This window comes from Streptomyces sp. T028 (assembly GCF_048159505.1).
In the GTDB taxonomy this organism is placed as follows: Bacteria; Actinomycetota; Actinomycetes; order Streptomycetales; family Streptomycetaceae; genus Streptomyces.
Genome location: NZ_JBLRVZ010000028.1, coordinates 12,996 through 31,600 on the forward strand (window position 1 = coordinate 12,996; position 18,605 = coordinate 31,600).

The 18,605-nt window shown below is 70.0% G+C and carries 18 protein-coding genes; 11 read left to right on the forward strand and 7 right to left on the reverse strand.

Features of this window, described 5'->3' with window-relative positions:
* Positions 1 to 143: 143 nt before the first annotated feature.
* The 3 genes from ACLZN2_RS26305 (at position 144) to ACLZN2_RS26315 (ending at position 3,262) form a co-directional block, all read left to right on the forward strand.
* Positions 144 to 968: a helix-turn-helix domain-containing protein gene (locus ACLZN2_RS26305; protein ID WP_416981640.1), complete on the forward strand. Its 825-nt coding sequence runs from the start codon at positions 144 to 146 to the stop codon at positions 966 to 968.
* A gap of 132 nt (positions 969 to 1,100) precedes the next feature.
* Positions 1,101 to 2,561 carry an aldehyde dehydrogenase family protein gene (locus ACLZN2_RS26310; protein ID WP_416981536.1) on the forward strand — a complete coding sequence of 487 codons (1,461 nt, stop codon included), beginning with the start codon at positions 1,101 to 1,103 and terminating at the stop codon, positions 2,559 to 2,561.
* A 59-nt stretch (positions 2,562 to 2,620) separates the two neighbouring features.
* Positions 2,621 to 3,262, forward strand: coding sequence for a PadR family transcriptional regulator (locus tag ACLZN2_RS26315; RefSeq protein WP_416981537.1), 642 nt, complete (start codon positions 2,621 to 2,623; stop codon positions 3,260 to 3,262).
* A gap of 41 nt (positions 3,263 to 3,303) precedes the next feature.
* Here the strand turns inward: ACLZN2_RS26315 and ACLZN2_RS26320 are convergent, their stop codons facing one another.
* The gene (locus tag ACLZN2_RS26320; RefSeq protein ID WP_416981539.1) at positions 3,304 to 4,704 is read right to left on the reverse strand and encodes a glutamate decarboxylase; all 1,401 of its coding nucleotides are present in this window, start codon (positions 4,702 to 4,704) and stop codon (positions 3,304 to 3,306) included.
* 203 nt (positions 4,705 to 4,907) lie between these two features.
* On the opposite strand from ACLZN2_RS26320, the gene ACLZN2_RS26325 reads away from it, so the two are divergent.
* Complete coding sequence (locus tag ACLZN2_RS26325; RefSeq protein ID WP_416981541.1) at positions 4,908 to 5,666, forward strand: MerR family transcriptional regulator; 759 nt, start codon at positions 4,908 to 4,910, stop codon at positions 5,664 to 5,666.
* A gap of 19 nt (positions 5,667 to 5,685) precedes the next feature.
* Here ACLZN2_RS26325 and ACLZN2_RS26330 read toward each other — a convergent pair whose 3' ends face one another.
* Positions 5,686 to 6,051, reverse strand: coding sequence for a YbjQ family protein (locus ACLZN2_RS26330; RefSeq protein ID WP_416981543.1), 366 nt, complete (start codon positions 6,049 to 6,051; stop codon positions 5,686 to 5,688).
* A gap of 138 nt (positions 6,052 to 6,189) precedes the next feature.
* Here ACLZN2_RS26330 and ACLZN2_RS26335 point away from each other — a divergent pair, with 138 nt between their 5' ends.
* The gene (locus ACLZN2_RS26335) at positions 6,190 to 7,029 is read left to right on the forward strand and encodes a DedA family protein (protein WP_416981545.1); all 840 of its coding nucleotides are present in this window, start codon (positions 6,190 to 6,192) and stop codon (positions 7,027 to 7,029) included.
* A 29-nt stretch (positions 7,030 to 7,058) separates the two neighbouring features.
* On the opposite strand, the gene ACLZN2_RS26340 is transcribed toward ACLZN2_RS26335, so the two are convergent.
* Complete coding sequence (locus tag ACLZN2_RS26340; protein ID WP_416981546.1) at positions 7,059 to 8,540, reverse strand: threonine/serine ThrE exporter family protein; 1,482 nt, start codon at positions 8,538 to 8,540, stop codon at positions 7,059 to 7,061.
* Between the two features lie 106 nt (positions 8,541 to 8,646).
* A complete protein-coding gene (locus ACLZN2_RS26345; RefSeq protein WP_061446956.1) occupies positions 8,647 to 9,138 on the reverse strand; it encodes an inorganic diphosphatase in 492 nt (163 codons plus the stop codon).
* A 79-nt stretch (positions 9,139 to 9,217) separates the two neighbouring features.
* Between ACLZN2_RS26345 and dacB the strand changes: the two genes are divergently transcribed.
* From dacB to folE, 6 genes are all read left to right on the forward strand, one after another.
* A complete protein-coding gene (gene dacB, locus ACLZN2_RS26350) occupies positions 9,218 to 10,891 on the forward strand; it encodes a D-alanyl-D-alanine carboxypeptidase/D-alanyl-D-alanine-endopeptidase (protein ID WP_416981547.1) in 1,674 nt (557 codons plus the stop codon).
* A gap of 99 nt (positions 10,892 to 10,990) precedes the next feature.
* Positions 10,991 to 12,124 carry a zinc-dependent metalloprotease gene (locus ACLZN2_RS26355; protein ID WP_416981548.1) on the forward strand — a complete coding sequence of 378 codons (1,134 nt, stop codon included), beginning with the start codon at positions 10,991 to 10,993 and terminating at the stop codon, positions 12,122 to 12,124.
* Between the two features lie 205 nt (positions 12,125 to 12,329).
* On the forward strand, positions 12,330 to 13,373 hold the full coding sequence (gene tilS, locus ACLZN2_RS26360) for a tRNA lysidine(34) synthetase TilS (RefSeq protein ID WP_416981549.1): 1,044 nt from the start codon (positions 12,330 to 12,332) through the stop codon (positions 13,371 to 13,373).
* Between the two features lie 54 nt (positions 13,374 to 13,427).
* Positions 13,428 to 13,988, forward strand: a complete 561-nt coding sequence (gene hpt / locus ACLZN2_RS26365; protein WP_416981641.1) for a hypoxanthine phosphoribosyltransferase — start codon at positions 13,428 to 13,430, stop codon at positions 13,986 to 13,988.
* A gap of 185 nt (positions 13,989 to 14,173) precedes the next feature.
* A complete protein-coding gene (gene ftsH / locus ACLZN2_RS26370; protein ID WP_416981550.1) occupies positions 14,174 to 16,213 on the forward strand; it encodes an ATP-dependent zinc metalloprotease FtsH in 2,040 nt (679 codons plus the stop codon).
* Between the two features lie 148 nt (positions 16,214 to 16,361).
* A complete protein-coding gene (gene folE, locus ACLZN2_RS26375; RefSeq protein ID WP_416981551.1) occupies positions 16,362 to 16,967 on the forward strand; it encodes a GTP cyclohydrolase I FolE in 606 nt (201 codons plus the stop codon).
* Positions 16,968 to 16,979: 12 nt separating this feature from the next.
* Here the strand turns inward: folE and ACLZN2_RS26380 are convergent, their stop codons facing one another.
* The 3 genes from ACLZN2_RS26380 to folB all read right to left on the reverse strand — a co-directional run bounded on the left by ACLZN2_RS26380 (position 16,980) and on the right by folB (position 18,513).
* On the reverse strand, positions 16,980 to 17,468 hold the full coding sequence (locus ACLZN2_RS26380; protein ID WP_416981552.1) for a DUF3180 domain-containing protein: 489 nt from the start codon (positions 17,466 to 17,468) through the stop codon (positions 16,980 to 16,982).
* A gap of 77 nt (positions 17,469 to 17,545) precedes the next feature.
* Positions 17,546 to 18,157 carry a 2-amino-4-hydroxy-6-hydroxymethyldihydropteridine diphosphokinase gene (folK, locus tag ACLZN2_RS26385; RefSeq protein WP_416981553.1) on the reverse strand — a complete coding sequence of 204 codons (612 nt, stop codon included), beginning with the start codon at positions 18,155 to 18,157 and terminating at the stop codon, positions 17,546 to 17,548.
* Complete coding sequence (folB, locus tag ACLZN2_RS26390) at positions 18,154 to 18,513, reverse strand: dihydroneopterin aldolase (RefSeq protein WP_416981554.1); 360 nt, start codon at positions 18,511 to 18,513, stop codon at positions 18,154 to 18,156. Before folB ends, folK begins: the two co-directional genes overlap by 4 nt.
* Positions 18,514 to 18,605: the final 92 nt, after the last annotated feature.

The following is an 18,605-nucleotide window of genomic DNA, read 5'->3' on the forward strand; positions in this document are numbered from 1 at the left end:
ATGCGTATCCTTTGGCTTCTTTCCATCTCTGTAATCGGACGAGTACTGCTCGAAGTGTTTTAGTGGCAGACTGCGGGCCCAGAGGACGGTTGGGGAGGCTGGCGAACGTGAGCGCGGGAGAGCCCGGATCGGTGGTGCGGCGGATGCTGCTCGGCTCGCAACTACGACGACTGCGTGAGGCACGTGGAATCACGCGGGAGGCGGCGGGCTACCACATCCGGGCGTCGGAGTCGAAGATCAGCCGGATGGAACTCGGCCGGGTGAGCTTCAAGACCCGGGACGTGGAAGACCTGCTGACGCTGTACGGCATCACGGACGACGTCGAGCGCCAGGCGCTCATCGGACTCGCCCGCGAGGCCAACGTGGCCGGCTGGTGGCACAGTTACTCCGACGTCCTGCCCAACTGGTTCCCCACCTACGTCGGCCTGGAGGGCGCGGCCTCGCTGATCCGCGTCTACGAGGTGCAGTTCGTGCACGGACTGCTGCAGACCGAGGACTACGCCCACGCCGTCGTCTCCCGCGGTATGAAGGGCGCGAGCGCCGCCGACATCGACCGGCGCGTGGCCCTGCGTCTGGAGCGGCAGAAGTACCTGGTCGCCGAGAACGCCCCCGACTTCCACATCGTCCTCGACGAGGCCGCCCTGCGCCGCCCCTACGGCGACCGCGAGGTCATGCGCGGTCAGCTCCAGCATCTGATCGAGATCTCCGAGCGGCCCAACGTGCGGCTGCAGATCATGCCGTTCAGCTTCGGCGGGCACTCCGGCGAGTCCGGCTCCTTCACCATCCTGGGCTTCCCGGAGTCCGACCTGAAGGAGGTCGTCTACCTGGAGCAGCTCACCAGCGCCCTCTACCTGGACAAGCGCGAGGACGTCGCCCAGTACGAGTCGGCGCTGAAAGAACTCCAGCAGGACAGCCCCGGACCCGACGAGAGCCGGGACCTGCTGCGTGGCCTGATCCAGCTGTCGTAGGCCCGACCAGTGGCCGGTTCCTGAGGGTTTCCCCTCAAGAAACCGGGGAACACCCCAACCCCGTTGAAACACACGTACGATGACGCGTGATCAGATCGTGACGTCGATCGCAGCAGGGGATTGAGGGATCACATGTCGTCCTACTTCACGGACCTGGCGCAGCAGTTCATCGACGGTAAGTGGCGTCCAGGGACGGGGTCCTGGGACATCATCGACTTCAACCCCTACGACGGCGAGAAGCTCGCCTCGATCACCATCGCCACGGTCGACGAGGTCGACGAGGCCTACCGCGCCGCCGCCCGCGCCCAGAAGGAGTGGGCCGGGACGAACGCCTACGCCCGCCGCGGGATCCTCGAGCGCGCGCTGCGCCTGGTCGAGGAGCGCGAGCAGGAGATAGCCGACGTCATCATCGCCGAGCTCGGCGGCACCCGGCTGAAGGCCGCCTTCGAACTCCACCTCGTCAAGGAGTTCCTGCGGGAGTCGGTCAACCTGGCGCTGCGCCCCGAGGGCAAGATCATTCCGTCGCCGGTCGACGGCAAGGAGAACCGCCTCTACCGCGTGCCCGTCGGTGTCGTGGGTGTGATCAGCCCCTTCAACTTCCCGTTCCTGCTGTCCGTGAAGTCGGTCGCCCCGGCCCTGGCGCTCGGCAACGCCGTGGTGCTCAAGCCGCACCAGAACACCCCGATCACCGGCGGCACGCTGGTCGGCAAGCTGTTCGAGGACGCGGGGCTGCCGGCCGGTCTGCTGAACGTCGTCGTCACCGACATCGCGGAGATCGGCGACGCCTTCATCGAGCACCCGATCCCGCGCGTGATCTCCTTCACCGGCTCCGACAAGGTCGGCCGCCACGTGGCCACCGTCTGCGCCTCCCACTTCAAGCGTTCCGTCCTCGAACTGGGCGGCAACAGCGCGATCGTGGTCCTCGACGACGCCGACGTCGACTACGCCGTCGACGCGGCCGTCTTCAGCCGCTACGTCCACCAGGGCCAGGTCTGCATGGCCGCCAACCGCGTCCTGGTCGACCGCTCGCTCGCCGACGAGTTCACCGAGAAGTTCGTCGCCAAGGTGCGCGGCCTCAAGGCCGGCGACCCGCGCGACCCGGAGACCGTCATCGGCCCGGTGATCAACTCCCAGCAGGCGGAGTCGCTCACCTCGGTCGTCGAGCAGGCGCTCGCCGAGGGCGCGACGGCCCTGCTGCACGGCACGACCGAGGGCAATCTCGTCCAGCCGTCCGTCCTGACCGACCTCCCCGCCAGCTCCGCCCTGCTCCAGCAGGAGGTCTTCGGGCCCGTCGCCTTCCTCGTCCCGTTCGACGGCGAGGACGAGGCGCTGCGCCTGGTCAACGACACGCCGTACGGCCTGAGCGGCGCGGTCCACACCGGGAACATCGAACGCGGTGTCGCCTTCGCCAAGCAGGTCGACAGCGGCATGTTCCACGTCAACGACGGCACCGTCCACGACGAGCCGATCGTGCCCTTCGGCGGCGAGAAGAGCTCCGGCGTCGGCCGCCTCAACGGCGAGACGACCCTGGAGGCCTTCACCACCACCAAGTGGATCTCGGTGCAGCACGGCCGCAGCGGGTTCCCCTTCTGATCCTTCAGAGCCCTCAGAGCCGAACTCTGGCCCATGGCCCCGGGCCATAACCTGGGGCCATGTCAGCGATCCGTCTGCTCGTGCTGGGTGCGGTGCGTCAGCACGGGCGGGCCCACGGCTACCAGGTCCGCGGCGACCTGGAGTACTGGGGCGCCCACGAGTGGTCCAACGCCAAGCCGGGCTCGATCTACCACGCCCTGCGGCAGATGGCGAAGCAGGGCCTGCTGCACGAGCACGAGGCGGCCCCCTCCACCGCCGGCGGCCCGCCGCGCACCGAGTACGAGATCACCGGGGCGGGCACCGAGGAGTACTTCCGGCTGCTGCGCGAGGCGCTGGCCTCCTACGACCAGAGGACCGACGTCAAGTCGGCGGCCATCGGCTTCGTCGTCGACCTGCCCCGCGCCGAGGCCGTGTCCCTGCTGAGGGAACGCGTCCGCCGCATCGAGCGGTGGCGCGCCACCGTCACCGAGCAGTACGTCCCCGAGGGCGGCCCCCAGCAGCTGGGCCACATCGGCGAGATCATGAACCTCTGGGTCCACACGGCCGACGCGGAGGCCGAGTGGACCCATGGCCTGATCGGCCGTATCGAGGCAGGCGCGTACACCTTCGCGGGCGAGGGCGAGCCGTTCGTCGGCGTCCTGCCGGAGGGCGCCCCGAACCCGTACGCGACGGGGGAGCGCCATCCGAGGGACGACCGTTAGAGGGTTCCCCGGTGTTTTTCCCGGTGGTTCCCCCGGTGGCGCTAGTGATGGAAGCTCGTCGCCGCGGTCCTGTCCCGGCTCAGCGGGCCCGACTGGCGGCGCAGCTCCGGCAGCAGCCGGGTGAGGTCCTCCACGAACAGGTCCGCGAGGTCCTCCGAGAATCCGTTGCGGCACACCACCCGCAGGACCGACAGGTCCTCCCGGTTCGGCGGGAAGGTGTACGCCGGGAGCAGCCAGCCGCTCTCCCGCATCCGCCGCGACACGTCGAAGACGTCGTACGACGTCACGTCCGGCGCCGTCGTGAAGGCGAAGACTGGCAGCTGGTCGCCCCGGGTGAGCAGCCGGAAGTCACCGAGGGCCTCCACCTTGTCGGCGATGCCCCGGGCCACGTCCCGAGTGGTCTGCTGCACGGTCCGGTAGCCCTCGCGGCCCAGCCTGACCAGCGTGTAGTACTGGGCGACCACCTGGGCGCCGGGCCGGGAGAAGTTCAGCGCGAAGGTCGGCATGTTGCCGCCCAGGTAGTTGACCCGGAACACCAGTTCCTCGGGCAGGGCCTCCTTGTCGCGCCACAGAGCCCAGCCGACCCCCGGGTACACCAGCCCGTACTTGTGCCCTGAGGTGTTGATCGACGCCACGCGCGGGAGGCGGAAGTCCCACACCAGGTCCTCGTCGAGGAAGGGCGCGACCATCGCGCCGGACGCGCCGTCCACATGCACCGGGACGTCCAGGCCCGTGCGCTCCTGGAGGGCGTCCAGGGCCGCGCACAGCTCGGCGATCGGCTCGTAGGACCCGTCGAACGTGGAGCCGAGGATGCCGACGACCCCGATGGTGTTCTCGTCGCACCGGTCGGCGGCGGCCTGCGGGTCGAGGTGGTAGCGCTCGCCCTCCATGGGGATCAGCCGGGGCTCCACCTCCCAGAAGTTGCAGAACTTGTCCCAGCACACCTGGACGTTGACCCCCATGACCAGGTTCGGCTTCGCCCCGGAGTCCGGATTCCGCTTGCTCCAGCGGCGCTTGAGCGCCATTCCGGCCAGCATGCACGCCTCGCTGGACCCGGTCGTCGAGCAGCCCACGGCCGTCGACGGATCCGGCGCGTTCCACAGGTCGGCGAGCATCGCCACACAGCGCCGCTCCAGCTCGGCGGTGCGCGGATACTCGTCCTTGTCGATCATGTTCTTGTCGGTGCACTCCGCCATCAGCACCCCGGCCTGCGGCTCCATCCAGGTGGTGACGAAGGTGGCCAGGTTGAGCCGGGAATTGCCGTCCAGCATCAGCTCGTCGTGCACCAGCTGGTACGCCGCCGTCGGCGCCATCGGGTTGTCGGGCAGCCGGTGCTTGGGCGGGGCCTCGGTCATCCCGCCGACCGGATTGGCCTCGCCGTAGAAGGGATTCAGGGACAGTGGGCGCTCGTCGGGTTTCTCAGGACCTTTGTGCAACGCCATGAGGGCCTCCTGAAGGGGCGAACGGGTGGCGGCGGACCGGAGTTCCGCCCACGCGCGACAGCGGGGCCTCAGCGGCTCTGGGGCCACGGCTCACGATAAGCGGACGAAACGGACATGACATCCGGGCGGGTGACACCCTTGCACCTCACGCCACGTGAGGACGCACCGTGGAACCCGTACGGAAACGGAAGGGAACGGAGGAAGTGAGCTACTCCGTAGGACAGGTGGCCGGATTCGCCGGGGTCACGGTGCGCACCCTGCATCACTACGACGAGATCGGCCTGCTCGTCCCCGGCGGCCGCAGCCACGCGGGCCACCGGCGCTACGACGACGCCGACCTCGACCGGCTCCAGCAGATCCTGTTCTACCGCGAGCTCGGCTTCCCGCTCGAGGAGGTCGCCGCCCTGCTCGACGACCCGGCCGCGGACCCGCGCGCGCACCTGCGCCGCCAGCACGAACTGCTGACCGCCCGGATCGAGAAACTGCAGAAGATGGCGGCGGCCGTGGAACACGCCATGGAGGCACGCACGATGGGCATCAACCTCACACCCGAGGAGAAGTTCGAGGTCTTCGGCGACAAGGACCCCGAGCAGTACGCCGAGGAGGCTGAAGCGCGCTGGGGCGGCACCGAGGCCTACGCCGAGTCGCAGCGCCGGGCCGCCCGCTACACCAAGGAGGACTGGAAACGCGTCCAGGCCGAGGTCGACGCCTGGAGCGAGCGGTACGTCGCCCTGATGGCCGCAGGCGAGCCGTCCACCGGGGAGGCCGCCATGGACCTGGCCGAAGAACACCGGCGCCACATCGGCACCTGGTACTTCGACTGCCCGTACGAGATGCACCGCGGTCTGGGGGAGATGTACGTCGCCGACGAGCGCTTCAAGGCGTTCTACGACTCCATGCGGCCAGGCCTCGCCGAGCACCTCAAGGAGGCCATCCTGGCGAACGCGGCCCGCCAGAACTGACGGTCGCCCTGGTCCGGCGCTACTCCCGGGCCAGGACCACCGCCGTCCCGTACGCGCACACCTCGGTGCCCACGTCCGCCGCCTCCGTCACGTCGAAGCGGAACATCAGCACGCCGTTCGCGCCACGCGCGCGTGCCTGCTCGACGAGCCGCTCCATGGCCTGGTTGCGGGTCTCGACCAGGGTCTTCGTCAACCCCTTGAGCTCCCCGCCGATCATCGATTTCAGGCCCGCGCCGATCTGGCTGCCCAGGTGCCGTGACCGCACGGTCAGTCCGAAGACCTCGCCGAGGACCTCCTGCACCCGGAACCCGGGAACGTCGTTGGTGGTGACGACCAGTACGTCCGGCTGGGGCCCCTGGCCGCCGCCGAAATCATCGATGCCCATGTCCACAGCTTTGACCGAGGAGGGGCACAGTGCATCCTGGGGGAAGCCCTGGGAACCTGGTCCTGTGGCGCTGCGTTGATAGTTTGGGGCGGTCCCGCCGCCGCACCGATCGCCCTCACCCTTCAGGAGCCCAAAGCCGTGACGACCCTTGCCCTCGGACCGAGCTGGCTGGACCCCAACTACCTGCTCGACTCGTTCGGCATCTGGGGTCTGCTGCTCATCGTCTTCGCGGAGTCCGGCCTGCTCATCGGGTTCTTCCTGCCCGGTGACTCCCTGCTGTTCACCGCCGGCCTGCTGATCACCTCCGACCAGCTGGACTTCCCGCTGTGGGGCGCGGTCGCGCTGATCTGCGTCGCCGCGATCCTGGGCGACCAGGCGGGCTACATGTTCGGCAAGAAGGTGGGCCCGTCCCTCTTCAGCCGCCCCGACTCCCGCCTCTTCAAGCAGGAGAACGTCACCAAGGCGCACGAGTTCTTCGAGAAGCACGGCCCGAAGTCCCTGATCCTGGCCCGCTTCGTGCCCATCGTGCGGACGTTCACGCCGATCATCGCCGGCGTCAGCGGCATGAAGTACCGCTCGTTCCTGGTCTTCAACGTCATCGGCGGCGTCCTGTGGGGCGCGGGCGTGACCCTGCTCGGCTCCTGGCTCGGCAACATCGCCTTCGTCAAGAAGAACATCGAGGCGATCCTCATCCTGATCGTCCTCATCTCGGTGATCCCGATCGTCATCGAGTTCCTGAGGGCCCGCTCCCAGGCCAAGAAGAACCCGCCCCAGCAGCAGCCCCAGGACCCGGGCCGGCCCCAGTACCCGGTCATGGACGACGCGACGACCCAGCTCCGCCGCATCGACCCCCAGCACCCCCAACAGAACGACTACTACGCCCAGCCCCAGCCTCAGCCCTACGGCAACGACTACTACGGCGGCCAGCAGCAGTACCCCCCGCAGCAGTACCCGCACAACCAGAACCAGGGCTACTGACAACGCCCCGAGCCACTGGGCGCCCGGCGCTAAAACCCCCGCGTCCTCTTCGCGGCCTTCCGCTTCTCGGCGGAGCCGATCCGCAGGAACAACCGCGAGACCTCGTTTCCCAGATTCACCCCGATCGCAATGGCCATGGCCAGCGCAGCGGCCTTCGTGAGCGACCCGAGCCCGTCGTCCACCTCGTTCTGCGCGATCGCCAGCAGCCCGAAGTAGACCGCCGACCCCGGCATCAGGGGCCCGATCGCCGCGGTGGTGTACGGCAGCGCGGAGGCGAACCGGTGCCGCGCCAGCAACTGCCCGAACAGGCCGACCACGCCCGCCGCGACGGCCGTGGAGGCCACGGACGAGATCCCGCCGGCGTAGTGCATGGCGCCGTACACACACCAGGCCACACCCCCGTTCAGGGTGACGGCCAGTACGGTGGATCGTTCCTGCTGGAGCAGGACGGCGAACGTCAGCGACAGCAGCATCGACGAGCCGATCTGCCACAGCGGCCGGTCGTTGCCGCCCAGGACCGCGTCGGGGTTGAGACGGGCGCCCAGCTGGACGCCGACGTAGAGCATCATCAGCACCCCGACGACGATGCCCACGAACAGGTACATGACCTCCAGCAGGCGGGCCGCGGCGGTGATGTAGAAGCCGGTCAGCCCGTCCTGGACGCCCGCCACCAGCGCCCGCCCGGGCAGCAGCGCGAACAGCCCGCCGGTGATGACCGCGGACGCCTCCACGTCGACGTGCGCCAGCGTCAGCGCGATGCCCGTCGCGACCGACGGCATCGCGGCGACCAGGAACTGGTAGAACTCCGGCAGCCCGCGCCCCGCGCACAGCCAGGCCAGCCGGTCGCCGAGCATCGCGGCCACCATCGCCGCCACGAACACCACGGCGTCACCGCCGACCAGCACCGAGGCCGCCCCCGCGAGCAGCCCGCTCGCCCCGGTCAGCACCCACGTCGGGTACGGGTGCCGGTTGCGGCGGATCTCCGCGAGCCGCCGGTAGGCCTCCTCCAGGGAGACATGGGTCTCCGGGTCGCTCAGATCGTCCACGAGCCGGAACACGGCCGCCAGCCGCGTGTAGTCGGTGCCCCTGCGGCGCACCGTCCGGGACGCCGTGACCGGATCCTCCACCAGCGAGGGCTGGTACGAGATCGACAGCAGCGTGAAGGTGACGGTCGGCTCGCAGCGGTCCAGACCGTACGAGCGGCACACCGCGAACATCGCGGCCTCCACGTCCTCCGCGCCCTCCCCGCCCGCGAGCAGCAGCTCGCCGATGCGCAGCGTCAGGTCGAGCACACGCGGGACGGCCGGACCGCCCTCCTCCTTCGCGACCGGTTCCGGCGCCGGCCGCTCCGCCACCGGCATCCGCAGCATCGTGCGCATCCGGTCCTGCCAGGGCACGTCCTTGGTCAGGCTCACCAACGGGATCCCGTCGGCGGGAGTGAACGCGGCCGGGGCGCTGCGCGCGCTGTACGTGCTCGGCTGATCGAACGCCGAGCCCTCCGCCTCCGTCACTGAGAAACGCTCCCTGAACGACGCCTTCCGTGTGCCTCAGTATGCGCACGGACACACGAAAGGGCCGCACGCGTACGCGTACGGCCCTTTCCGGGACTACGGGAGGTCAGTGACCGCCCTGGTCCTTGAAGCGCTTGTACGACCGCTCGATCTCGGCCTCGGCGTCGCTGCGGCCGACCCAGTCGGCACCCTCGACGGACTTGCCGGGCTCCAGGTCCTTGTAGACCTCGAAGAAGTGCTGGATCTCCAGGCGGTCGAACTCCGACACGTGGTGGATGTCGCGCAGGTGCTCCACGCGCGGGTCCGTCGACGGGACGCACAGCAGCTTGTCGTCGCCGCCCGCCTCGTCGGTCATGCGGAACATGCCGATCGCGCGGCAGCGGATCAGACAGCCCGGGAAGGTCGGCTCGTCCAGGATGACGAGCGCGTCCAGCGGGTCGCCGTCCTCGCCGAGGGTGTTCTCGACGAAGCCGTAGTCGGTCGGGTAGGCGGTCGAGGTGAAGAGTCGACGGTCCAGGCGGATCCGACCCGTCTCGTGGTCCACCTCGTACTTGTTGCGCGAACCCTTCGGGATCTCGATCGTGACGTCGAACTCCACCGGTGGCTCCTCCATGATCAGCACATAGTTCTGGTGATTAAGTGTCCCTCACGCCGGTGTGTGATCGCGAAAGGGGCTGGTGGTCGTGCCGGAGCTGAGGCCTTGGCGAGCCGCGAGACCGCATGTGGTGCGGATCACGGACGCCGTACGACCACGTCTGGCACGTGCCGCAGGGATCGTACGGCCCTCTCTCACGCGCGCAGTGGCCGCCGCCAAGCCGCAGGTCGCACGGCTGACGCGGGCGGCCGGTCCACAGCTCGCACGCATCACGAAGGCCGTTCCGCACGCCGGTCCCTGGCGGTACACCGCGGGTGCGGCGACCGCCGGTCTGGCGCTGGCCGCGGGCGTGGTGACCGCCGCCGGCCCCTGGGACACCACCGGCCAGCGTACGGCCGAGCGGGACCGGGCAGTCGCCCTGGAACACGCGGGTGGCGCAGATCACGGCCGTACGGACGATTCGTCCGGTACGTCCACCGCCGCCGCCGGAGCGCCCCAGCCCGCCCCCAGCGCCGCCTCCGTCCTCACCGGCCTCTCGGGTGCCGCCGCCACCGTGAAGTCCGCCCCGGACGCCCTGCCGACCACCGCCGGCCTCAAGGCCGTCCTGGACCGTCTGCTGGCCGATCCGGCCCTCGGCGCCCGGCGCACCGCCGCGGTCGTCGACGTGGCCACCGGCAAGCGCCTGTACGGCTCCGGTGCGGACACGTCACTGACCCCGGCCTCCACCACCAAGATCGCCACCGCCGTCGCCGCGCTGTCCGCGATGGGCCCCGACCACCGCCTCACGACCCGCGCCGCCCTCGAACCCGACACCAGGGAACTCGTCCTGGTCGGCGGCGGCGACCCCACCCTCACCGCCCGCAAGGACGACGGGGGCGACGGCGGGGGCTGGGCGAGCCTGCGCACCCTCGCCGCCGCCACCGCCAGGACGCTCAAGACACGAGGCGTCACCGAAGTGACCCTCTCGTACGACACGACCCTCTTCACCGGCTCCCGGATTCACCCCATCGGGGTCAACACCAACCTCGCCCCCGTCACCGCCCTGAGCGCGGACGAGGGCCGCGTCGACGACACCGTCAGCGGACCGGCCACCCGCGTGAGCGACCCGGCCGCCGACGCCACCCGCAAGTTCGCCGCCTACCTGAACGCCGACGGCATCAAGACCTCCGCCCCCGGCCCCTCGAAGGCCACCACGCGCGCGCAGACGCTCGCCACCGTCTCCTCACCCCCGCTGTCCACGCTGATCGAACGCATGCTCACCAACAGCGACAACGACATCGCCGAGGCCCTCGCCCGCCAGACCGCCGTCGCGACCGGCGTACGCGCCGACTTCGCCGGCGGCGGCAAGGCCGTCCTCGCCCAGTTGAGGAAGCTCGGCCTGCCCGTGACCGGAGCCGTCTTCAAGGACGGCAGCGGGCTCGACCGCGCCGACCGCCTCACCGCGAACCTGCTCACCGCCCTCCTGGCCAAGGCCGGCGACCCGGACCTGCCCGCACTGCGCCCCGTCCTCACCGGACTGCCCGTCGCCGGCTTCACCGGCACCCTCAGCACCCGTTACGCCGACGGCGCCGCCGGTGTCGTACGCGCCAAGACGGGCACCCTGACCGGCGTGAACACCCTCGCCGGCACGGTCGTCGACCAGGACGGCCGCCTCCTCGCCTTCGCCCTGCTCGCCTCCGACACCACCGACCCGACGGCCGCCCAGACGGCCCTGGACAAGACGGCGACGGCACTGGCGGGCTGCGGCTGCCGGTGAGGGCCACCCCCTCGGGGGAACCCCGGCCCGACCCTGACGTCTCCCTGATCAACGCCTCGCGGCCTGCCCCAACCGAGGCCGACCACGTACGGTTGACACATGACGAGCATCGGTGGTGCCGCATCTGCTGGGATGATCGACTGGAATCTCGCGGTGGCGACCGCGACCCGGCTCGTGCGGCCGGGCCCCGAGGTCAGCCGTGACGAGGCCCGGACGGTCGTCACGGAACTGCGCCGGCACGCCAAGTCCTCGGAGCGACACGTCCGCGGATTCACCCGCATGGGCACCGAGGACACCCACGACACCCCGATCCTCGTCGTCGACCGCCCCGGCTGGGTCCGGGCGAACGTCGCCGGGTTCCGGGAGATCCTCAAACCCCTCCTCGACAAGATGCAGGAGCGCCGCGGCAGCAGCCCCGGCGGCGCGGTCCTCGGTGCCGTCGGCGGCAAGGTCACCGGTGTCGAACTCGGCATGCTGCTGTCGTTCCTCGCCTCCCGCGTCCTCGGCCAGTACGAGACCTTCGCCCCCGCCACCCGCGACCTCCCCGCAGGCGCCAAGAACGGCGGCCGGCTGCTGCTCGTCGCCCCCAACATCGTCCACGTCGAACGCGAACTCGACGTCGACCCCCACGACTTCCGCCTCTGGGTCTGCCTCCACGAGGAGACGCACCGCACCCAGTTCTCCGCCGTGCCCTGGCTGCGCGACCACCTCGAGGGCGAGATCCAGTCGTTCCTGGGCGAGACCGACGTCGACCCCATGACCTTCCTGGAGCGCTTCCGGGAAGCCGCCCAGTCCCTCGCCGGCGGCCGTCCCGAGGGCGAGGAGGACGACGGGGGGCGCTCCCTCGTCGAACTCGTGCAGACCCCCGCCCAGCGGGAGATCCTCGGCCGCCTCACCGCCGTGATGTCCCTCCTGGAGGGCCACGCCGACTTCGTCATGGACGGCGTCGGCCCCGACGTCGTGCCGACCGTCGCCGAGATCCGGGAGAAGTTCCAGCAGCGCCGCGCCAGGGGCGCCTCCCGACTGGACGTCGCCCTGCGCAAACTCCTCGGCCTGGACGCCAAGCTCCGCCAGTACAAGGACGGCGAACGCTTCGTGCGGTCGGTCGTCGACCAGGTCGGCATGGACGGCTTCAACCGCGTGTGGACCTCCCCCAACACGCTCCCCACCAAGGCCGAGATCGCCAAACCCGCCGACTGGGTCGCACGGGTGCACCGCAAGGCCGAATCGTGAGCCCGGTCCGTGAGCCGACGCGGAGCGCCGTCAACCGGATGCGCCCCATGGCAGGCAAACGCCCCTTCAATCACCCGTCCGAGGGACCGTGAGCCCTCGGCAGGCGTGCGATGCTCGGGGAGCGGCCCGGTTCTGTCACCATCTACACACTCTGAGTGACCGACCTCGGGCTCACCCCCCGAACACTTCTTGAAGGGAACCGGACATGGGTCCCCATCCAGCGGTCGCGGCGATACGCCTGGCGGTCCGCCGCGTCCTCCACGACATCCTCAACGACCACCGGCCCACCGGCACGACCACCGACACCCTCGTGCCGGCGCCGTACACGCCCCCGCCCGCGCCACTCGTCCTCGTGGCGTGTTCAGGCGGCGCCGACTCCATGGCACTCGCCTCCGCACTCGCCTTCGAGGCCCCCCGGCTCGGCGTCCGCCCCGGCGGCGTCACCGTCGACCACGGCCTGCAGCCCGGCTCCGACCTGCGCGCCGACGAGGTCGTCCTGCGCCTGCGCGAACTCGGCCTCGACCCCGTCGAGTCCACCGCCGTCACCGTCGGCCGCGAAGGCGGCCCCGAAGCAGCCGCCCGCGACGCCCGCTACGCCGCCCTCGACGCCGCCGCCGAACGCCACGGCGCCGCCGCGGTCCTCCTCGGCCACACCCGCGACGACCAGGCCGAGACGGTCCTCCTCGGACTCGCCCGCGGCTCCGGTATCCGCTCCCTGTCCGGAATGGCCGCGGTCTCGGGGGCCGGCGGCCGTTACCGCCGCCCCTTCCTCGAACTCGACCGGCAGACCGCCCGCAAGGCCTGCATGGTCCAGTCCCTGCCCGTCTGGGACGACCCCCACAACGCCGACCCCGCCTACACCCGCTCCAGGTTGCGCCACGAAGGCCTGCCCGCCCTGGAGAAGGCCCTCGGCAAGGGCGTCGTCGAGGCACTCGCCCGGACGGCCCAGCTCTCCCGCGACGACGCCGACGCCCTCGACGCCTGGGCCCGCCGCGCCGAGGACTCCGTACGGGACGCGGCCGGCCTCCTGGAGTGCGCCAAGCTCTACGCCCTGCCGCCCGCGGTCCGCCGCCGCATCCTGCGCCGCGCCGCCATCGAGGCGGGCGCCCCGGCCGGTTCCCTCTTCGCCCGGCACATCGAGGAGGTCGACCGGCTGATCACCGGCTGGCGCGGCCAGGGAGCCATCAATCTCCCCGGCAAAGTCGTCGCCCAGCGTCAGGGTGGCAGACTGGTGATTCGGCAAGGCTGATTCCCGACCCTCCGCACGGAGGGTCCGGGCCGGCCCTTGGGACGACCGAAAGTGATGCGGGTGGACGCGAAAGACATGGGTGCCGACCTCCAGCAGGTGCTCATCACCAAGGAAGAGATCGACGCGAAGCTGGCCGAGCTGGCCGCGAAGATCGACGCGGAGTACGCGGGCAAGGACCTGCTGATCGTCGGCGTCCTCAAGGGCGCGGTGATGGTCATGGCCGACCTCGCCCGGGCGCTGTCCACCCCCGTCACCATGGACTGGATGGCCGTGTCGTCGTACGGCGCGGGCACCCAGTCCTCCGGTGTCGTGCGGATCCTCAAGGACCTCGACACCGACATCAAGGGCAGGCACGTCCTGATCGTCGAGGACATCATCGACTCCGGGCTGACCCTGTCCTGGCTGATCAACAACCTCGGCTCGCGCGAGCCCGAGTCCCTGAGGATCTGCACGCTGCTGCGCAAGCCCGACGCCGCCAAGGTCGCCATCGACGTCCACTGGGTCGGCTTCGACATTCCCAACGAGTTCGTCGTCGGCTACGGCCTCGACTACGCCGAGAAGTACCGCAACCTTCCGTTCGTCGGTACGCTCGCGCCGCACGTCTACGGCGGCTGAACCCCTCGGGTCACAGACCCGTCGGACGTACGGGAACCCCGGCGGGCCTCGCGCCGTTGGAGCATGCAGACGGGTTCGCCAGCCGGACCGTGCGGCTTCCCGCGACAAAGCTGGGGTACCGTCAGAAGAACTGTCTTATCAAACTCACTATGGCAGGAGGGACGGGGCGACACCGCTCCGTATGGATGGACGTGAAGCGATACTTCCGTGGGCCGGTCATGTGGATCGTGCTGGCCGTCCTTGCCGTGGTCGTGTTGATGCAGGTCGTCGGCTCGTCCGGCGGCTACAAGACGGTGGACACCGGCCAGGTCGTGGCGGCGATCAACGACAACAAGGTCGAATCGGCCAAACTCACCACCGGTGACGAGCAGACCATCAAGGTCACGCTCAAGGACGGCGTGAAGGTCAAGGGCAGCTCGAAGATCCAGGCGAGCTACATCGGCGACCAGGGCGTGACCATCGCCAACACGCTGCAGACCAAATACCAGGACAAGCAGATCCCGGACGGCTACACGGTCTCTCCGACGAAGCAGAACGCCTTCGTCGGGATCCTGCTGTCCCTGCTCCCCTTCGTCCTCATCGTGGTCGTCTTCCTGTTCCTGATGAACCAGATGCAGGGCGGCGGCTCCCGCGTCATGAACTTCGGCAAGTCCAAGGCGAAGCTCATCACCAAGGACACCCCGAAGACGACGTTCGCGGACGTGGCCGGCTCGGACGAGGCCGTCGAGGAACTCCACGAGATCAAGGAGTTCCTCCAGGAGCCCGCCAAGTTCCAGGCCGTCGGCGCCAAGATCCCCAAGGGTGTGCTGCTGTACGGCCCGCCCGGCACCGGCAAGACCCTGCTCGCGCGCGCCGTCGCCGGCGAGGCGGGCGTCCCCTTCTACTCGATCTCCGGTTCCGACTTCGTCGAGATGTTCGTCGGTGTCGGTGCCTCCCGAGTCCGTGACCTCTTCGAGCAGGCCAAGGCGAACGCCCCGGCGATCGTCTTCGTCGACGAGATCGACGCGGTCGGCCGCCACCGCGGCGCCGGCCTCGGCGGTGGTCACGACGAGCGTGAGCAGACCCTGAACCAGCTGCTCGTCGAGATGGACGGCTTCGACGTCAAGGGCGGCGTGATCCTCATCGCCGCGACGAACCGGCCCGACATCCTCGACCCGGCGCTGCTGCGCCCCGGCCGCTTCGACCGGCAGATCGCGGTCGACCGCCCGGACATGCAGGGCCGTCTGGAGATCCTCAAGGTCCACCAGAAGGGCAAGCCGGTCGCGCCCGACGTCGACCTGTCCGCCGTCGCCCGCCGGACCCCCGGCTTCACGGGCGCCGACCTGTCGAACGTGCTGAACGAAGCGGCGCTCCTCACGGCGCGCAGCGACAAGAAGCTCATCGACAACCAGATGCTGGACGAGGCGATCGACCGTGTGGTCGCGGGCCCGCAGAAGCGGACCCGGATCATGTCGGACAAGGAGAAGAAGATCACCGCGTACCACGAGGGCGGTCACGCCCTGGTCGCGGCGGCCTCCCCGAACTCCGACCCGGTCCACAAGATCACGATCCTGAGCCGCGGCCGTGCGCTGGGCTACACGATGGTGCTCCCGGACGAGGACAAGTACTCCACCACGCGCAACGAGATGCTGGACCAGCTGGCCTACATGCTCGGCGGCCGCGCGGCGGAGGAGCTCGTCTTCCACGACCCGACCACGGGCGCGGCGAACGACATCGAGAAGGCCACCGCCACCGCCCGCGCGATGGTCACCCAGTACGGCATGACCGAGCGCCTGGGCGCGATCAAGTTCGGCGGCGACAACACCGAGCCGTTCCTCGGCCGTGAGATGGCTCACCAGCGCGACTACTCGGAAGAGGTCGCCGCCCTGGTGGACGAGGAAGTCAAGAAGCTCATCGAGAACGCGCACAACGAAGCCTGGGAGATCCTGGTCGAGAACCGCGACGTCCTCGACAACCTGGTCCTGCAGCTGCTGGAGAAGGAGACGCTGGGCAAGGAGGAGATCGCCGAGATCTTCTCCGCCATCGTCAAGCGCCCGGCGCGACCCGCCTGGACCGGTTCCTCCCGCCGTACGCCGTCCACCCGTCCGCCGGTGCTCTCGCCCAAGGAGCTCGCACTGACGAACGGCGCCAACGGCGCGACGCCCGCGATCTCCACCGCGAAGTCCACCGCGGCGGAGCCCACCCCGGTGACCGAGCCCGCCCCGGAGGACCGCCCCGAGAGCTGACCCGGCTCACGGAGCCCCCCACCAGGCCCGGAATGGATGCCGCGCCCCCCAGGTTCTAGCCTGGGGGGCGCGGCATTCGCATATGGCCGAATCCATACGGCGTAGTAGGACATCCAGGAACATCGAACATCTGGGAACGAGGCAGCACATGACCGACCCCGTGACGCTGGACGGCGAGGGCTTCATCGGCGAGTTCGACGAGAAGCGCGCCGAGAACGCCGTACGCGAACTCCTGATCGCGGTCGGCGAGGACCCGGACCGCGAGGGTCTGAAGGAGACTCCGGCGCGGGTGGCACGGGCGTACCGGGAGCTGCTGGCGGGCCATACGCAGGTGCCCGAGGATGTCCTGACGACGACGTTCGATCTCGGCCACGACGAGATGGTCCTGGTGAAGGACATCGAGATCGTGTCCCTGTGCGAGCACCACATGCTGCCGTTCCACGGGGTGGCCCACGTCGGCTACATCCCGGCCGAGACCGGCAAGATCACCGGCCTGTCGAAGCTGGCGCGGCTGGTCGAGGTGTTCGCCCGTCGGCTGCAGGTGCAGGAACGACTCACCACGCAGGTGGCCGACTCGCTGATGCGGATCCTCGAGGCGCGCGGTGTGATCGTCGTCATCGAGGCCGAGCACATGTGCATGTCGGTGCGTGGGATCCGCAAGCCGGGTGCCAAGACGACGACCTCGGCGGTGCGGGGCCAGCTGCGGGACGCCACGACCCGCGCCGAGGCGATGAGCCTGATACTGGCGCGCTGACGCCTCGGCGGCCTACGCCGCCGGTTCCGCCCCGCTGTGGTTGTGGTCGTCGTCCTCCGGGAGCTTGCAGACGTGCTCCAGGAACACGGCGGCCGCTATGACGCCGATGCCGGCCAGGACCGAGAAGCCGGCGTAGATGGCCTGGTCGCGGCGGGCGGGGATGTCGAGGGACTCCAGGAGGAAGACGCCGGTGCCGCCGTACATGCCGGAGACGAGGGCGGCGACCAGGGCGCTGGCCTGGCCGAAGACGACCGCGCGGGCCGCCATGAGGGGATCGACGCCCTTGGCCCCGGGGCGGCGCTCGCGCTGGGCCTTGAGGCGGGCACGCAGCGAGAGCGCCGTGGACAGCAGGACCACGGCGATCAGGGCGAGGACGATGGGGGCGGCCAGGGGGACGCTGGGCAGGGTCCCGATCGAGTTCCAGAGGCGGGCGCCCGCCCAGGACAGGACGCCGGCCACGACGAACACGCCGGCCAGCACCCTGATGCGCAGCTCTCTCACGGTGTCCCTTCAGCTCCCCCGGGTTCCGCGGGTCGTTCCGCGGACGAGTGTCGTGGTGGTCGTCTTGACCTTAACGACTACTCGGGCAGGTGGAGTTCCAGGTCCTTGCGGGCGGCGACGCCCTCGCGCGTGACCGAGTCGAGAAGGTCGGCGACCGCGCCGTGGCCGGGGAGCTTGGCGTCGGGGTCCACGTCGTGCCAGGGGGCGAGGACGAAGGCGCGTTCGTGGGCGCGCGGGTGCGGCAGGGTGAGCTGCGGATCGTCGTCGACGACATCGGCGTACACCACGATGTCGACGTCGAGGGTGCGCGCGCCCCAGCGTTCGTCACGGACGCGGTGGAAGGCCTCCTCGACCGCGTGGGCCCGCTCCAGGAGCGAGGACGGGGGCAGGGTGGTCTTCAGCAGGACGACCGCGTTGAAGTACGAGGGCTGGCTGCCGGGCTCGACGCCCCACGGCTCCGTCTCGTAGACCGGGGAGACGGCCTTGACGCGGACGCCGGGGGTGTCCTCCAGGGCGTCCACGGCCCCCTGGAGGGTCTCCAGGCGGTTGCCGAGGTTGGCGCCGAGGGAGAGCACGGCCCGTTTGGGGTTGTGCAGGGTGGTGTCGGCGGCGTCCACCTGCTGGACGACGGAGGCGGGCACCGGCTGGACGGTCGGGTCGCTGTGACCCTGGGTGAAGGACGCGGTCATACTCGGCTCCGGGTGATGGTGACGGTCACGTCGTCGAAGGGGACCGTGATCGGGGCGTTGGGCTTGTGGACCACGACCTGGACCTCTTGTACCCCCTCGTGCTTCAGACAGGCCTGGGCGATGCGCTCGGCGAGCGTCTCGATGAGGTTCACCGGTTCGCCCTCGACGACGGCCACGACCTCCTCCGCCACGATGCCGTAGTGCACGGTCTTCGCCAGGTCGTCGTCGGTGGCGGCAGGCCGGGTGTCCAGGCCCAGCACGAGGTCCACGACGAAGGTCTGGCCCTCCCTGCGTTCCTCGGGGAACACACCGTGGTACCCGCGGGCCTTCAGGCCGCGCAGCGCGACACGATCCACGCGAATCACTCCTGCAATCGTCGGTTGCCTCGAACGAATCTACCTGCGCGCACCGACAGGGCCGGGCGGCGGGCGCGCGGGGACGGCGGTCC

Excerpts from the sequence above, each read along its gene's own strand:
- ACLZN2_RS26305 (WP_416981640.1), top strand. The coding sequence starts at position 144 with ATGCTGCTCGGCTCGCAACTACGACGACTGCGTGAGGCACGTGGAATC.
- ACLZN2_RS26310 (WP_416981536.1), top strand. The coding sequence starts at position 1,101 with ATGTCGTCCTACTTCACGGACCTGGCGCAGCAGTTCATCGACGGTAAG.
- ACLZN2_RS26315 (WP_416981537.1), top strand. The coding sequence starts at position 2,621 with ATGTCAGCGATCCGTCTGCTCGTGCTGGGTGCGGTGCGTCAGCACGGG.
- ACLZN2_RS26320 (WP_416981539.1), bottom strand. The coding sequence starts at position 4,704 with ATGGCGTTGCACAAAGGTCCTGAGAAACCCGACGAGCGCCCACTGTCC.
- ACLZN2_RS26330 (WP_416981543.1), bottom strand. The coding sequence starts at position 6,051 with ATGGGCATCGATGATTTCGGCGGCGGCCAGGGGCCCCAGCCGGACGTA.
- ACLZN2_RS26355 (WP_416981548.1), top strand. The coding sequence starts at position 10,991 with ATGACGAGCATCGGTGGTGCCGCATCTGCTGGGATGATCGACTGGAAT.
- tilS (WP_416981549.1), top strand. The coding sequence starts at position 12,330 with ATGGGTCCCCATCCAGCGGTCGCGGCGATACGCCTGGCGGTCCGCCGC.
- hpt (WP_416981641.1), top strand. The coding sequence starts at position 13,428 with ATGCGGGTGGACGCGAAAGACATGGGTGCCGACCTCCAGCAGGTGCTC.
- ftsH (WP_416981550.1), top strand. The coding sequence starts at position 14,174 with ATGGACGTGAAGCGATACTTCCGTGGGCCGGTCATGTGGATCGTGCTG.
- folE (WP_416981551.1), top strand. The coding sequence starts at position 16,362 with ATGACCGACCCCGTGACGCTGGACGGCGAGGGCTTCATCGGCGAGTTC.
- folK (WP_416981553.1), bottom strand. The coding sequence starts at position 18,157 with ATGACCGCGTCCTTCACCCAGGGTCACAGCGACCCGACCGTCCAGCCG.